10 protein-coding genes are annotated in these 13,455 nt (G+C 64.8%); 8 read left to right on the top strand and 2 right to left on the bottom strand.

What is annotated here, in order from left to right:
- Positions 1-247: 247 nt before the first annotated feature.
- The 8 genes from SO140_RS30610 to SO140_RS30575 all read left to right on the top strand — a co-directional run bounded on the left by SO140_RS30610 (position 248) and on the right by SO140_RS30575 (position 11,272).
- Positions 248-1,618 (top strand): ABC transporter substrate-binding protein, encoded by a 1,371-nt coding sequence (locus SO140_RS30610; protein ID WP_474800770.1) that lies wholly within the window; start codon positions 248-250, stop codon positions 1,616-1,618.
- Between the two features lie 3 nt (positions 1,619-1,621).
- Entirely contained in the window at positions 1,622-2,425 is an 804-nt protein-coding gene (locus tag SO140_RS30605; RefSeq protein WP_449383161.1) for an ABC transporter permease, read from the top strand.
- A complete protein-coding gene (locus tag SO140_RS30600; protein ID WP_474800722.1) occupies positions 2,422-3,255 on the top strand; it encodes an ABC transporter ATP-binding protein in 834 nt (277 codons plus the stop codon). The genes SO140_RS30605 and SO140_RS30600 overlap by 4 nt, the downstream gene beginning before the upstream one ends.
- A gap of 170 nt (positions 3,256-3,425) precedes the next feature.
- Positions 3,426-6,893 (top strand): ATP-binding protein, encoded by a 3,468-nt coding sequence (locus SO140_RS30595; protein ID WP_449383159.1) that lies wholly within the window; start codon positions 3,426-3,428, stop codon positions 6,891-6,893.
- Between the two features lie 251 nt (positions 6,894-7,144).
- Positions 7,145-7,984 (top strand): shikimate dehydrogenase, encoded by an 840-nt coding sequence (locus SO140_RS30590; RefSeq protein ID WP_474800725.1) that lies wholly within the window; start codon positions 7,145-7,147, stop codon positions 7,982-7,984.
- 12 nt (positions 7,985-7,996) lie between these two features.
- Entirely contained in the window at positions 7,997-8,848 is an 852-nt protein-coding gene (locus tag SO140_RS30585; protein ID WP_474800727.1) for an amidohydrolase family protein, read from the top strand.
- 12 nt (positions 8,849-8,860) lie between these two features.
- Positions 8,861-10,015 carry an ABC transporter substrate-binding protein gene (locus SO140_RS30580; RefSeq protein WP_449383156.1) on the top strand — a complete coding sequence of 385 codons (1,155 nt, stop codon included), beginning with the start codon at positions 8,861-8,863 and terminating at the stop codon, positions 10,013-10,015.
- Between the two features lie 312 nt (positions 10,016-10,327).
- Positions 10,328-11,272: a DUF6492 family protein gene (locus SO140_RS30575; protein WP_449383155.1), complete on the top strand. Its 945-nt coding sequence runs from the start codon at positions 10,328-10,330 to the stop codon at positions 11,270-11,272.
- Between the two features lie 13 nt (positions 11,273-11,285).
- Here SO140_RS30575 and SO140_RS30570 read toward each other — a convergent pair whose 3' ends face one another.
- Positions 11,286-12,350 carry an endo-1,4-beta-xylanase gene (locus SO140_RS30570; RefSeq protein WP_474800730.1) on the bottom strand — a complete coding sequence of 355 codons (1,065 nt, stop codon included), beginning with the start codon at positions 12,348-12,350 and terminating at the stop codon, positions 11,286-11,288.
- Positions 12,351-12,362: 12 nt separating this feature from the next.
- Positions 12,363-13,400, bottom strand: a complete 1,038-nt coding sequence (locus SO140_RS30565) for a glycosyltransferase family protein (RefSeq protein ID WP_449383164.1) — start codon at positions 13,398-13,400, stop codon at positions 12,363-12,365.
- Positions 13,401-13,455 lie beyond the last annotated feature (55 nt).

Here is a 13,455-nt window from a genome sequence, read left to right as displayed (position 1 = left end):
ATCTGTCGACGGCTTGCTCCCGAGAAAAATCATTCGATGTCAGGCGTTCGAAACGACGACGAAATTGCCACACGGGCTGTCGCGAGTGCGCGACGCAAGTAATTGCTTCAACGCGAACGAGCGAAATCCAATAGTTGCCGGCGAGTCATTTCGTGCCGGTGCGGGCAGCCCGGCCATTGCGAGCGAGGACCGTTGCATGATCTCTTTTGGCCCCGTGAGGGGAAGCGTCGCCGCCGTCGTCGTCACGATGGCTCTCGTCGGGTCGTCGCGTGCCGAGACCATCAGGGTTGCAGTCGGGACGCAGGACACCACGATCAATTGCGCGACCGGTGGCTTGCTGATCCGCGAGCTCAAGCTCCTGGAGAAATTTTTGCCGCATGACGGCAAGTACAAGGATGTCACTTACGACATTCAGTGGAAGAACTTTACCAGCGGCGCGCCGCTGACCAACGAGATGGTCGCAGGCAAGCTCGATTTCGGCGCGATGGCAGATTTTCCGGGATCGCTGAACGGCGTCGCCTTCCAGAAGGCCGGGCGCCGCAGCCTCTTCATCAGCGTACTGTCGGGAAGCACCAAGGGCAGCGGCAACGGCATCGTGGTCCCGGCGAATTCGCCGGCGCAGTCGCTCGACGATCTCAAGGGCAAGACGATCTCCGTTCCCTTTGCCTCGACCTCCCACGGCATGCTGTTGCGTGCGATCGAGGCCAAGGGCTGGAATCCCGAGACCGACGTCAACATCATCACACAGGCGCCGGAAGTCGCCGGACCGGCCTTGCAGGCCGGCAAGGTCGAGGCGCATGCGGATTTCGTCCCGTTTGCCGAGCTGTTTCCCTGGCGCGGCTTTGCCCGCAAGATATTCGACGGCGCGCAGGCCAACGCCCCGACGTTTCATGGCGCGCTGGTCGACGCCGACTATGCCGAAAAATATCCGGAAGTCGTGGTCGCCTACTTGCGCGCGGCGATTGAAGCGGATCGCCTGATCGCCGAGGAGCCGGAGACATACAGCGAGCTGATCGCCAAGGTCACCGGGATCGAGGCCGAGGTCGACTATCTCTTTCATGGCCCGCTCGGGCTCCAGACCCGCGACGTCACCTGGAAGCCCGAATATCGCCAGGCGGTCGCGACCTCGATCAAGACCTTGAAGCTCCTCAAGCGCGCCGACAGCGATCTCGACATCAACCAGTTTGTCACCGACAGGTTCATCCGTGCCGCGCTCGCGCAAGTCGGTCGTGACTATGATGCCGAGCTGAAGAACTATGCGCAGCTTCCGTTGAAGGCGAAGGATGCGACGACCGGCGCGGAGATCGCCGACTTCAGCCGCGTCGCGCAGATCTGGGTCAAGGGCGAGCCGCATGTCCGCCACTATGCCTCGCCCGAGAGCGCACTGAAGGCGCTCGCGGGCCTCGAGAAGGACGGCAAGGCCATCCGCGTCGTCTATGCGCAGGATCGTGAAAGCGGCATCAAGCTGTTCGCGAACCAGGCCTGGTTCGTCCGGTCGGCGAATGGCGAGTTGAGCGCCTTCCTGCTGAAGGACGCCGCCGAGCGTTGGTCGAAGCAGCATGGTGGCGAGGTCGTCGACTTCAACGCCGCGCGCGAGCCCCTCGTTGCGAGCCGGTGAACGATGCCAACCGTCTCAGCAACCGGTGGCTTGGCGCGTGCCCGATGGTTGATCCGCGGCTTCTCCATCCTGGCCTGCATCGCCCTCTGGCAGCTCGCCGCGACGCTGCATGTCAATCTGGGAGTCGTCACGTTCCGCAACGTGCCGCCGCCGACCGAGGTCGTCCAGTCCGCCGTCGTGCTGTTGAAGTCGCCGAAGCTGGCCGCGCATATCTCGAGCAGCCTGTGGCGCGTGCTCGCCGGATATGGCGCGGCGGCCGTTGTCGGCGTGGTGTTCGGCTTTGCGATCGGCCGGTCGCGTGCCGCGAGTGATTTGCTGCTGCCGCCGCTCGAATTGCTGCGGCCGATTCCGGCCGTGGCCTGGATCCCGCTCTCGATCCTGATCTTCCCGTCCTCGGAATTGTCGATGATCTTCATCACCTTCATCGGCGCCTTGTTTCCGATCGTGCTCAATACGGTCCATGGCGTCGGCAATGTCGATCGCCGGCTGGTTGCCTCCGCACGCAGCCTCGGCGCTTCAGGCGTCTCCATCCTGCGCGAGGTGGTGCTGCCGGACGCCGCGCCCAGCATCGTGACGGGGCTTGCCATAGGCATGGGGACCTCATGGTTCTGTCTGGTCACGGCGGAAATGATCTCCGGCCAGTTCGGCATCGGCTATTACACCTGGGAGGCCTATACGCTGCAAAACTATGCCGACATCATCGTCGGCATGCTGATCATTGGCCTGCTCGGCATGGGCAGCAGCTGGCTGCTCACGACAGCCGGCCGGCTGCTGATGCCCTGGCGCAACCCGTCGGTCGCGCGATGAACATCCGCGTCTCCGATATTCCGGTGCGCGGCGTCGGCCGCATCGACATTGCCGGTGTCTCGATCTCGCTCGGCGAAGGTGCTGACGCTTTCGAGGCGGTGGACCGCCTGAACTTTACCATCGCGCCGGGCGAATTGGTCTGTGTGCTCGGTCCTTCCGGCTGCGGCAAGTCAACCCTGCTCGGTGCGTTGGCCGGACACCTGAAGATCACGGCGGGCGAGCTTGCCCTGGACGGGCAGCCGATCCGCGGCCCGAGCCCGGACCGCGGCATGGTGTTCCAGCAGCACACGCTGTTTCCGTGGAAACGGGTGCAGGACAACGTTGCTTTCGGCCCGAAGATGCGCGGGGTCGGCAAGGTGGAGCGGCGGCGCGCCGCCGACGAGATCCTGAAGCTGGTCGGATTGTCGGGGTTCGAGCGGTTCTATCCCTCGCAACTGTCCGGCGGCATGCAGCAGCGGGTCGAGATTGCACGTGTCCTGATCAACCAGCCGCGCGTGCTGTTGATGGACGAGCCCTTCAGCGCACTCGATGCGCAGACGCGCAGCCTGATGCAGGAGGTCCTGCTCGACATCTGGAGCAAGATCCCGACCACGACGGTGTTCGTGACCCATGACATCGACGAGGCGCTGTTCCTGGCGGACCGGATCGTGGTGATGAGCGCGAGGCCCGGGCGGGTGATCGAGGATTTCGTCCTGCCATTCGCGCGGCCGCGCAGCCACGATCTCGTGACCGAGCCCGATTTCGTGCGCCTGAAACGCCACGTCATGCAGCTTCTGCGGCGCCCTGAGGGTACCGAGCCGCTGGCGCGCCTCAGTCCGCTCGGTGTGTAGCTCTCAAAATACCCCGCTCGCCGGCGGGGGTGCCGTGCCTTTTCGATCCAGTTGAGCTATTCTTCAAAAAACTGTGAAACGCGTCCAGTCCGAGGTGGAGTTTTGGCTCTCAAAGTTTGTGGTTGAGGGCATATTCTCTTCGACGGAGTGGGCAGTCGAACGGAAGCAGCATGCTGGAGACGGAGCCGGGCGCGGCGACGGAAACGGATTTGAAAGGCTGGCTTGAGGGCGCGGGGCTCGGCCAATACACCGAACTTTTTGCACAGCATCGGCTCGACCTCGACGTCATGCCCGACCTGACGGAGGCCGATCTCGCGGAGCTCGGCCTGCCGCTCGGCGATCGCAAGCGGCTGCGCCGTGCGATGGCGACGCTGCTTTCGCCCGAACCGGCCGGGCCCTCGCCAGCTCCGCAAGCAACGGCGCGCGCCGAGGTCGGCGCCGAGCGGCGGCAGCTCACCACCATGTTTTGCGACATGGTGGATTCGACCCCGCTCTCGGCCCGGTTCGACCCCGAAGACGTACGCGACATGATCGCGAGCTTCCGCGAGACCTGCGTCCGCGTGGTCAAGCATTATGAGGGTTTTGCTGCCCGCTTCGTCGGCGACGGCATCCTGGTCTATTTCGGCTATCCGACCGCGCATGAGGACGACGCCGAGCGCGCGGTGCGCGCCGGGCTCGAGATCGTGCGGGTGCTATCGACGGCCCGCGCGGTCGAGCCGCGCGGTGCGCTGAGCCACGCGCCGGCGGTGCGCATCGGCATCGCCACCGGTCTCGTCGTGGTCGGCGATCTCGTCGGTCAGGGCACCGAGGAGCGCGATTCCGCAGTCGGCGAAACCGTCAATCTCGCCGCGCGGCTCCAGGGGCTGGCGCCGCCGAACGGAGTGGTCATCTCTGCTTCCACTCAGTCGCTGCTGAAGGGCAAGTTCGACTACCGCAATCTCGGCATCCAGGCCCTCAAGGGTCTTTCCGAGAAGGTCCAGGCCTGGCACGTGGTGCGGCCCTCGCGGGTGGAGACGCGCTTCGCCGCCTCCATGGGCACGCGACTGACGCCGCGCGTCAATCGCGAGGAGGAGGTCTCGCTGCTGACGGGGCGCTGGCAGCAGGCGAGGCAGGGCGACGGACAGGTCGTGGTGCTGTTCGGCGAGCCCGGGATCGGCAAGTCCCGCATCGTCCAGGAGATATTCGGAACCATCGCGGGTGAGCGGCACAGGCAGATCTCGTTGCAGTGCTCTCCGTACTATACCTCGACCGCGTTCCATCCGTTCAGCGCGCAGCTCAAATTCGTGCTCGGGCTCGACCGCGAGGACGCGACTGCGATGTCGCTCTCGAATCTCGAAGCCGCCGTGGCCGTCGCTGGAAGCGAGGTCGCGCAGGTGACCCCGCTGCTCGCTGCGCTGCTGTCGATCCCGACGGGCGACCGCTACCCGCCGCTCGACCTGTCGCCGCAGCAGCAGAAGGACGCGACGGTGTCCGCCATCGTCAACCATCTGCTTGGGCTTGCGCGCGAGCAGCCGCTCGTCATCGCCTTCGAGGACCTGCACTGGATCGATCCGACCTCGCGCGAGGTCATCGATCTCCTGGTCGACAAGGTGCATGGCCAGCCGATCCTCGTCGTCATCACCGCGCGGTCGGAGTTTCAGCCGAGCTGGAATGCGCATTCGCACATCACGACGCTGGTGTTGAACCGGCTGAGCCGGCAATTGCGCACGACCCTGGTCGAGCGCGTTGCAGGGCGGGAGCTTCCCAAGGAGGTCGTCGAGGAGATCATCGTCAAGACCGACGGCGTGCCGCTGTTCCTGGAGGAATTGACCAAGACCGTCCTCGAATCCAACCTGCTGACCGAACGACACGGCCGCTACGTGCTGTCCGGCGAGTGGCGGCAGCTCGCGATCCCGGCGACGCTGACGGACTCGCTGATGGCGCGCCTCGACCGCATGGGCCCGTTCAAGAAGATCGCGCAGATCGGCGCCACCATCGGCCGCGAGTTCTCCTACGAGACGCTTCACGCCGTCGCCAACACGCCCGCCGACCAGATCGAGGCGGCGCTCGATCATCTGGAGGAGGCCGGCCTGATCGTGCGTCGCGGTCACCCGCCGGATGCGCTCTACGCATTCAGGCACGTGATGATCCAGAACGCGGCGCATGCCAGCCTGTTGCACAGCGAGCGGCGCAAGCTGCATTCGCGGATCGCCCAGGTGCTCGCCGAGATGTACCCGGAGAAGACCGCGCGCGAGCCCGAGCTTCTCGCCCACCATCTGACCGAATCCGGCCAGAGCGAAGGCGCCGCGAGCTTCTGGCTCAAGGCGGGCGAGCAGGCCGCGAAGACCGGCGGCAATCTGGAGGCAATCGGGCATCTGCGCCGCGGCTTGAGCGTCGTCCAGGCCAATGCGCGCATGCAGGGTGCGGGCGAGATCGAGCTCGAGCTGCGCATCGCGCTCGGCAACGCGCTGATCGCGGCCAAGGGCTATGCGGTGCAGGAGGTCGAGGAAAACTACATCCGCGCCCTCGAGCTCGGCCAGCAGCTCGATGACGAGCAGAAGACGTTTGCGGCGACGCGCGGGCTCTGGGTCTGCCATTTCATCCGCGCGGATCTGACGCGCGCGCACGATCTCAGCGTCGAGCTGTTGAAGTTTGCCAAGCGCCAGCGGCTGAACGAGCGGGCGCAGCCCGCGCAGCAGACCGGCTATCTCATGGAGGCCCATCGCGCAATCGCGATGACCATGCTCTATCGCGGGCGTTTTGCGGCGGCTCAGCATCATCTGCGCCGCTGCGTCAATCTCTACAATGCGGATCTGCACGCCGACCTGGTGGTGCGGCACGGCACCGATCCCGGCGTCGTGTCGCTGTCCTATCTCGGCTATCTCCTATGGTTCCTCGGCCAGCCCGATGTAGCGCGCCAGCACAGCGAACAGGCGATCGCCAACGCCGAGAAGATCCGTCATCCCTTCACGCTCGCCTTCGCGCTGGTGTTCGGCGCCTATCTCTGCCAGCACCTATGCGACGTCGAAGGCACGCGCGATCACGCCAACCGCGCCATGATCATCGCCACCGAGCACAATTTCCTGCACTGGAAGCAGCAGGCTGCGATCCTACGAGGCTGGGCGCTGACGCAGCTTGGCGACGTCGACGATGGATTGAGCCAGATGCGCGTCGGCCTCGACGAATACGAGGCGATGGATTCCTGGCTCGCCGGCTGCTGGTTCAGGTGCTTGTTGGCCGAGGCCTATGCGAAGGCCGGCTTCCGCGAGGCGGCTCTGCGCGCGCTCGACGGCGCGCTTGCAACCGCACGGCGCACTGGCGATCACTTCTACCTCGCCGAAGTCTATCGGTTGCAGGGCGAGATCACGCTCACCGAGGGCGGGCCGACCTCGGCCCATGAGGCCGAAGGTCTCTATGAGTGCTCGCTCGACGTCGCCCGCAAGCAGGGTGCACTATCCTGGGAGCTGAGGACCGCAATCAGCCTGGCGCGCCTCTGGCGGGACGCCGGCAAGGTCGGGCAGGCCGAACGGCTGCTCGGCCCCATCGTCGGCAAGTTCAGCGAAGGCTTCCTGACACCGGACCTGATGCAGGCGGTGCAATTGCTCAAGGAACTGGGCTCCGAAGCTGCTGGCCGTCAACAGGTCGACGTGGAGCGATAGAGCGTCGCACCGCTGCGCGTTCACGGCCACGCGCAGGAACCGGGCAGGGCCGGCGCTCACCTCTCTTTGCACGGCATTTGCCGCCGCGATTTTCTCGTCCCGAGATTCCGATTGCCTGCGATTGGCGTTCCGCCTAATAATCTTGTACAGTTGAACAAAAGCAGAGGTCCGTCGGCCGTCCTTGGTGCCGGCAAGGGCCGGCCGACGCCTGCCGTAGCGGGTGTCGCGCCAACGGAGGATGGATCGAAAGCATGTCCGCAAACGGCTTTGGACTCGCCGGCGTCATCGGAATGCCGGTCGCGCATTCGCGCTCGCCGGTGATTCACAATTATTGGCTGAATGCCCACGGCATCCGTGGCGTCTATGTGCCGCTCGCAGTTCAGCCCGAGCGGTTGAAGGACGCGCTGGCTGGCCTCGTCGCGCTTGGATTCCGCGGCTGCAACGTCACCATGCCTCACAAGCAGACGGCGATGGCGCTGCTCACCCGCGTCAACGACACCGCGCGCCGCATCGGCGCCGTCAACACCATCGTCGTCGAGGAGGACGGCACGCTGTCCGGCTTCAACAATGACGGCAACGGTTTTGTGCAGAGCCTGCGCGATGCGCGTGCGGACTGGCGCGCCGACGAGGGACCGATTTTGCTGCTGGGCGCTGGCGGCGCCTCACGCGCGGTTGTCGTGGCGCTGCTCGAAAACGGCGCGCGTGAGATCCTGATCACCAACCGCACGGCGGACAAGGCGGAGGCTTTGGCCAAGGAGTTCGGCGCAAACGTCCGCGCGGTCGCCTGGGCGGACCGCAGCGCCACCGTTGCCGACAAGGCGCTGGTCGTCAACTGCACCGATCGCGGCATGGTCGGCAAGGACGCGCTCGAGATCGACCTGTCGCGGCTGAAGCCTTCGACGCTGGTTGCCGATCTCATCTACACGCCGCTCGAGACGCCGTTCCTGGCTGAGGCCCGCACGCGCGGATGCAAGACCGTGAACGGGCTCGGCCTGCTGCTCAACCAGGCGCGGCTCGCTTTCAAGGCCTGGTTCGGCGTCATGCCCTACGTGACGCCCGATCTCATCAAGGCCATCGAAGCGACCTTCTAGAAGCACTTCGCCATGACCATCCCGGCGTGTCCCAAGATCGATTGCCACATCCACGCCATCGATCCCGCGCGGTTTCCATACACGCCTACAACACCCTATCGGCCGAGCGGGCAGGAGATCGCACCAGCCGCGCAGTTTCTCCGCGTGTTCGACGTCTTCGACGTCAGGCACGCGCTCGTCGCCGCCACCAACACCGGCTATGGCAGTGACAGCCGCATCCTGCTCGACGCGCTCGCACAAGGGAAGGGCCGCTTCAGGGGCGTCGCGGTGGTCGAGAACGATGTCGAGGTGAAGGAGCTGGAGCGACTCAAAGCGGCCGGCGTGATCGGCGTCGCCTTCAACGTCCCGTTCCACGGCACCGGTTACTATCTCAACACCGCGCCGCTGTTGGCGAAGCTGAGCGATCTTGGCCTCTTCCTCCAGATCCAGGTCGAGCACGATCAATTGCTGGCTTTGCTGCCGCTGATCGAAAAGTCGAACGTCAAGCTTGTGATCGATCATTGCGGTCGGCCGCCGGTCGAGCAGGGCCTGAACGGCAAAGCCTTCCAGGCGCTGCTGGCAATCGGCCGCACGCGCGATGCGCACGTCAAGCTGTCGGGCTACTACAAGTTCTCGAGGCTGACGCACCCTTACGAAGACACTTGGCCCTTCATCGCGGCGCTGGTCGAGGCCTTCACACTCGATCGCTGCGTCTGGGGCTCGGACTATCCGTTCCTGCGGGCCCCGGAGCGGCTGGATTATGGGCCACTGCTCGCGGTGCTGAGCCGGCTCTTTCCCGATCCGGCCGATCAGCATCGCCTGTTGTGGCGAACGCCGGCACGGCTGCTCGGCTTCGACCCAGATCATCAAGATAACAAAGAATAGAGGGAGAACGTCATGAAGGCTTTGGGACAATGGAGCGGCATCGTTGCCGCTGCGTGGCTGTACGCTGGCCTCGCGCAGGCGCAGACGACGGTTTACATCCCTGATGTCGTCGAGCTGTCCGGCCCCGGCGCGGTCTCCGGCACCAACTGGCGCGACGGCGTCGCGCTCGCGATCGACGAGATCAACGCCTCCGGCGGCATTCTGGGCCGCAAGATCGAGACCGAGCATCTCGACACCCAGAGCAATCCCGGCGTCTCTCGTGCCCAGGTGCAGAAGGTCTTGGACAAGGACCCGTACGTCGTGCTCGGGCCGATCTATTCCGGCTCAGTCAAGGTCAACATGGCGCTGACGCAGGCGGCCGAGATTCCGCAGATCGTCGGCGCGGAAGCCGCCGACATCACCACGCAGGGCAACCCGTTCGTCTTCCGCACTGCCTTCGGCCAGCAATTCTCCATGCCCAAGATCGCCAACTATCTGCACGACAAGCTGAAGGTGAAGACGGTGGCGCTGGTCTGGGTCAATAATGACTTCGGCAAGGGCGGCCACGACAATTTTCTAAAGGAGATGAAGGCGCGCAATATCGACATCACGGCCGACATCTCGACCGAGCAGGGCCAGGTCGATTTCGGTTCCGACGTCATCAAGCTGAAGACCGCCAAGGCCGATGCCGTCTTCGTCTACACCAACGAGGAGGAGAGCGCCCGCTTCCTGATCGAGGCGCGTCGGCAGGGCCTGTCGACGCCGCTGTTCGGCGAGACCACGTTGCTCAGCCAGAAGGTCGTCGAGCTCGCCGGCCCCGCCGCCAACGGTGTGCGTGGCCATGTCGGCCTTTCCGCCGACGCGCCGGTGCCCGCGATCCAGGACTTCGCCAAGAAATTCAGCGCGCGATACAAATACTGGCCCGACCACAACGGCATCAAGGGCTACACCGCGGTCTATCTCGTCAAATACCTCACCGAGAAGATCGGCAAGTTCGACAGCAAGGCCTTCGCTGCAGCCATGAAAGGCTTGACGCTGACGCCGGACAAGGCGCCGGGCATGCTGATGGAAGCGAGCTGGGACCAGAACGGGGACATCGACCGTGCAAGCTTCCTCGCCGAGATCGTCGAAGGCAAGCAGAAGATCGTCGAGACGCTGCCGAAGCTGAAGGGCGGGAAGGGGGAGTGAGGGCGGCGCGCTACGGCGGCGCCTATCACCGTCACCCTGAGGTGGCCGCAAAGCGGCCCTCCAAGGGCGACGGCCCGGCTGCTACCGCGGGGCCGTTCATCCTTCGAGGCTCCCCATGTGGCGCGTCGCGCCCCATGGCTCGCACCTCAGGATGACGGGATCGACAGCGTCGTCATTGCTATGCGTGGCGAAGCCGCATCGGGATCCGTACAGCGGAGCTTTACCTTGATTTGGAAAGTGAGTTCCCCGCTTTAGGTGGCCCCGGTAAGTTGGCCCGCAATGCCCCCCTGACAACCCGGCCCGAGCGCGTTCATGCATTCCGTTGCACTGCTGACAGCCAGCTACGCCAAGGATCTCGAGCGCTTCTCGCTGCTCGCCGAGAGCATCGACACGTGGTTAACGGGATACACCAGGCACTACGTCGTCGTTAACGACGAGGACGCTGCGCTGTTCGCGCGTTTTGCCTCCGAGAAGCGCGTCATCGTGCCGGTGTCGCGCTATCTGCCGCGATGGCTGTTCGCGGCGCCCTCGTTCCTGCGGCGGGGCAACCGCAAGGTCTGGCTGTCGCTGCTATCCTCTCCGGTGCATGGCTGGCACATCCAGCAAATCGTCAAGATCGCGGGCGTGCTTGGCGCGCCCGAGCAGCGCGTCTGCATCCTGGATTCGGACAATCTGTTCTTCCGCGAGTTCGACGTCGGCCAATATGCAGGCTCGGCGAAGGCGCCGCTGTTCGTCGCGCGCGGTGCGATCGGCGCGGAAACACCGCTGCACTGCCTGTGGCTGCGCACCGTCGATCAATTGCTCGGCGTGCCGCAGACGCGCCTCCCCGCGGATGACTATGTCGGCAACGCGCTGGTCTGGGACAAGGATTCGGTGCGGGCGATGACCGACGCGATCAAGTCGGTGACGGGAACGAGCTGGATCCTGGCGCTGTGCCGCCGCAAGAAATTCTCCGAATACCTGCTCTACGGCCACTTCGTCGCCAATTCGCAAAAACATCTGGCGGCGCACGAGATCACCGAGGACAGCATTGCGGTGTCGCACTGGGACGACACCCGGCTCGACCGCGCGGCGATCGAAGCGATGATGCGCGCCGCTTCGCCCCGGCAGGTCGCGCTCTGCATCCAGTCCTACTCGTCGACCTCGATCGAGGACATCCGCGACGTGTTCCGCCTGCGCTCAATCGCGCCGAGCCTTGCGCCCGGCGATCACGTCGGGGATGGCGCCGGGATCGCAACGCCGAAAACAGTGCAATAGTGGGGCACGCGGCTCAGGCGGCCTTCATGAATTTGGTGATCACATCCATCAGCGGCTTCGGCTGAAAGTTGCCGTCGAGCGGCAGCGGCCGGTTCGGCTGCTTGTCGGGCCGCTTGAACATCCCGTTGATCCAGCTGTAGCGATCCGAGATGCCCCAGCTCAGGATCGAATTGAGCGGGCCGCTCGCGGTGATTGCCGTCAAGAGGTCGTCCACGCGCTTTGCGACGATGGCGTCGCGCTGCGCCGGATCGCCGGGCAGCTTCTGGTCGTCGACGTCGAGCTCGGTGACGAGGACCTCGAGCCCCCATGAGCGCAGCTCGGCGACGAAGGCGGCAAGCCCGTCCTTGTCGATCTCGAGCTCGGCATGCAGATGCGACTGTAATCCGACCGCGTGCAGCGGAACGCCCTGATCGAGCAGGTCCTGGATCAGGTTGCGGTAGGCTGCGCGCTTGGCGATGAAACTGTCCTTGGCGGATTCGATGTCGTACTCGTTGATCGCGAGCTTGACGAAGGGATCGGCGGCCGCCGCCGTGCGGAAGGCCAGCGGAATCCAGCGCTCGCCCAGCATGCTCGACCAGTAGCAGTCGCGCCGATCGGTGATCTTGCGCGGATTGTCGGGAATCGGCTCGTTGACCACGTCCCACGAGGTCAGCTTGTCCTTGTAGTAGGCAACGACGGTCGAGATGTGATCGACGAAGGCCCGCTCGGCCGCCTTCGTTTCCTTGATCTGCTTGGTCCAGTCAGGGATGTCGTGATACCAGGCGAGGGTGTGGCCGCGCATCGTCAGGTCATTTTGCCGGGCGAAATCCAGGATCGCATCGGCGCGCTCGAACGCAAAGGTGTGCGGGTCCGGCCGCAGCATCGGCCATTTCAGCTCGAGGACCGGAACGACCTGCGTGCAATATGTGCTGATTGCTTCGCCGAGCCGCGGGTCGGCCTGCAAATCCCACAACGTGGCCGCAGCGCCATAACCGGGACGGCGGCTGAGCTGCTTCGAGGTCTGGGCTGCTGCCGGGGCGCCGGCCGCGAGCGCAGCAGCTGAGCCAAGAAGAAATTCGCGTCTGTCGAGGCTCGGCATGTTGCACACTCCCTAACGCGCCGAAAGACGCTGCATCACGGCTTGGGCGATCTCGTAGTAATGCTGCGCGCCTTTCGCGAGCGTGAGGTTGTCGAGCACATATTGGCGCGGCCGAAAATCCCCGGTGCCGGCCTGCGTCCAGAACTTGCTCCAGCGGGAGCCAAAGCCCTCGGCATCGACGAATTTCATGCCGCAGCGATCGTCCCAGTACGGTACCGAGGAGACACCGTCGAACCTGACACGGTGCGGAAAATAATTCGGATCGCGCCACGGCCCGCCGCGATCCCAGGCAAACACGGGCACGCCGCTCGCGAGTGCTTGTAGACAGGCGATCCCCTGACTTTCGTTCTGGCTGAGGAAGATCATGGTACGGCAGCGTGCCAGCGCAGCGCGATAGTCCTGCTCATTATAGCTGCCGTACCGGATTTCCTCGAACGTGCGGCCCTCGGCCCGGAGCCGCGTGCGGATCGGCTCGATCAGATCCGGTTCAAGGCGCTCGCGGTCCCACATGACCTTGTCATAGAGCAGGACGTCGACGCTCTTGTGCTCCGCGACGGACGGCGTCCACGCGTCGGTATCGATGCCCACCGGCCACGCGTCGATATTGGGCCAACCGGGTCGGCACATATCGGCGTACCACTGGCAGGGGACCACAATGTGTTTCACCGGATACCGCGTCAGCAGGCCCGGATCGTCGATCGGATGATTGTACGAGGCGACGCCGAGCAGAATCGGGTTTTTCCAGTCGATCCAGTCCAGCACGAAGGGGCGGCCGATGACGCAGGCGAGTTCGTCGGGATGCTTGCGGATGTAGCTGTAATCGTTGACGCGGTAGCGGATACCGAGCCGGTCGAGGCCGGCGCACAGATTGAGGAATACGCGCTGCTGGCCGTTGATCCACGGCTTGCCAAGCAGCAGGCGCCGAGCCCAGGTGCGCAGATGCCGGTCGCCGCGGAACCAGCGGTCGTCCTTCTCCTCGAAGAAGAGATTGAGCACCGTCCGTTCGCCGCGCGCAGTCTCCGGCCGTGACGGATGCAACGTCGCGCTCATGCCCCTGTCGGCGTCGCTGCGGCCCGCATCGGGCAGGCGCAACTCCGTCCGAGCA

Source organism: Bradyrhizobium sp. UFLA05-108 (assembly GCF_059803455.1).
The sequence above is the reverse complement of the archived record's forward strand: the minus strand, read 5'-3'. Positions and strand labels throughout refer to the sequence as shown.

What these genes read in the sequence shown, in the direction of transcription:
- SO140_RS30610 (WP_474800770.1), top strand. Translation starts at nt 248, where the DNA reads ATGGCTCTCGTCGGGTCGTCGCGTGCCGAGACCATCAGGGTTGCAGTC.
- SO140_RS30605 (WP_449383161.1), top strand. Translation starts at nt 1,622, where the DNA reads ATGCCAACCGTCTCAGCAACCGGTGGCTTGGCGCGTGCCCGATGGTTG.
- SO140_RS30600 (WP_474800722.1), top strand. Translation starts at nt 2,422, where the DNA reads ATGAACATCCGCGTCTCCGATATTCCGGTGCGCGGCGTCGGCCGCATC.
- SO140_RS30595 (WP_449383159.1), top strand. Translation starts at nt 3,426, where the DNA reads ATGCTGGAGACGGAGCCGGGCGCGGCGACGGAAACGGATTTGAAAGGC.
- SO140_RS30590 (WP_474800725.1), top strand. Translation starts at nt 7,145, where the DNA reads ATGTCCGCAAACGGCTTTGGACTCGCCGGCGTCATCGGAATGCCGGTC.
- SO140_RS30585 (WP_474800727.1), top strand. Translation starts at nt 7,997, where the DNA reads ATGACCATCCCGGCGTGTCCCAAGATCGATTGCCACATCCACGCCATC.
- SO140_RS30580 (WP_449383156.1), top strand. Translation starts at nt 8,861, where the DNA reads ATGAAGGCTTTGGGACAATGGAGCGGCATCGTTGCCGCTGCGTGGCTG.
- SO140_RS30575 (WP_449383155.1), top strand. Translation starts at nt 10,328, where the DNA reads ATGCATTCCGTTGCACTGCTGACAGCCAGCTACGCCAAGGATCTCGAG.
- SO140_RS30570 (WP_474800730.1), bottom strand. Translation starts at nt 12,350, where the DNA reads ATGCCGAGCCTCGACAGACGCGAATTTCTTCTTGGCTCAGCTGCTGCG.
- SO140_RS30565 (WP_449383164.1), bottom strand. Translation starts at nt 13,400, where the DNA reads ATGAGCGCGACGTTGCATCCGTCACGGCCGGAGACTGCGCGCGGCGAA.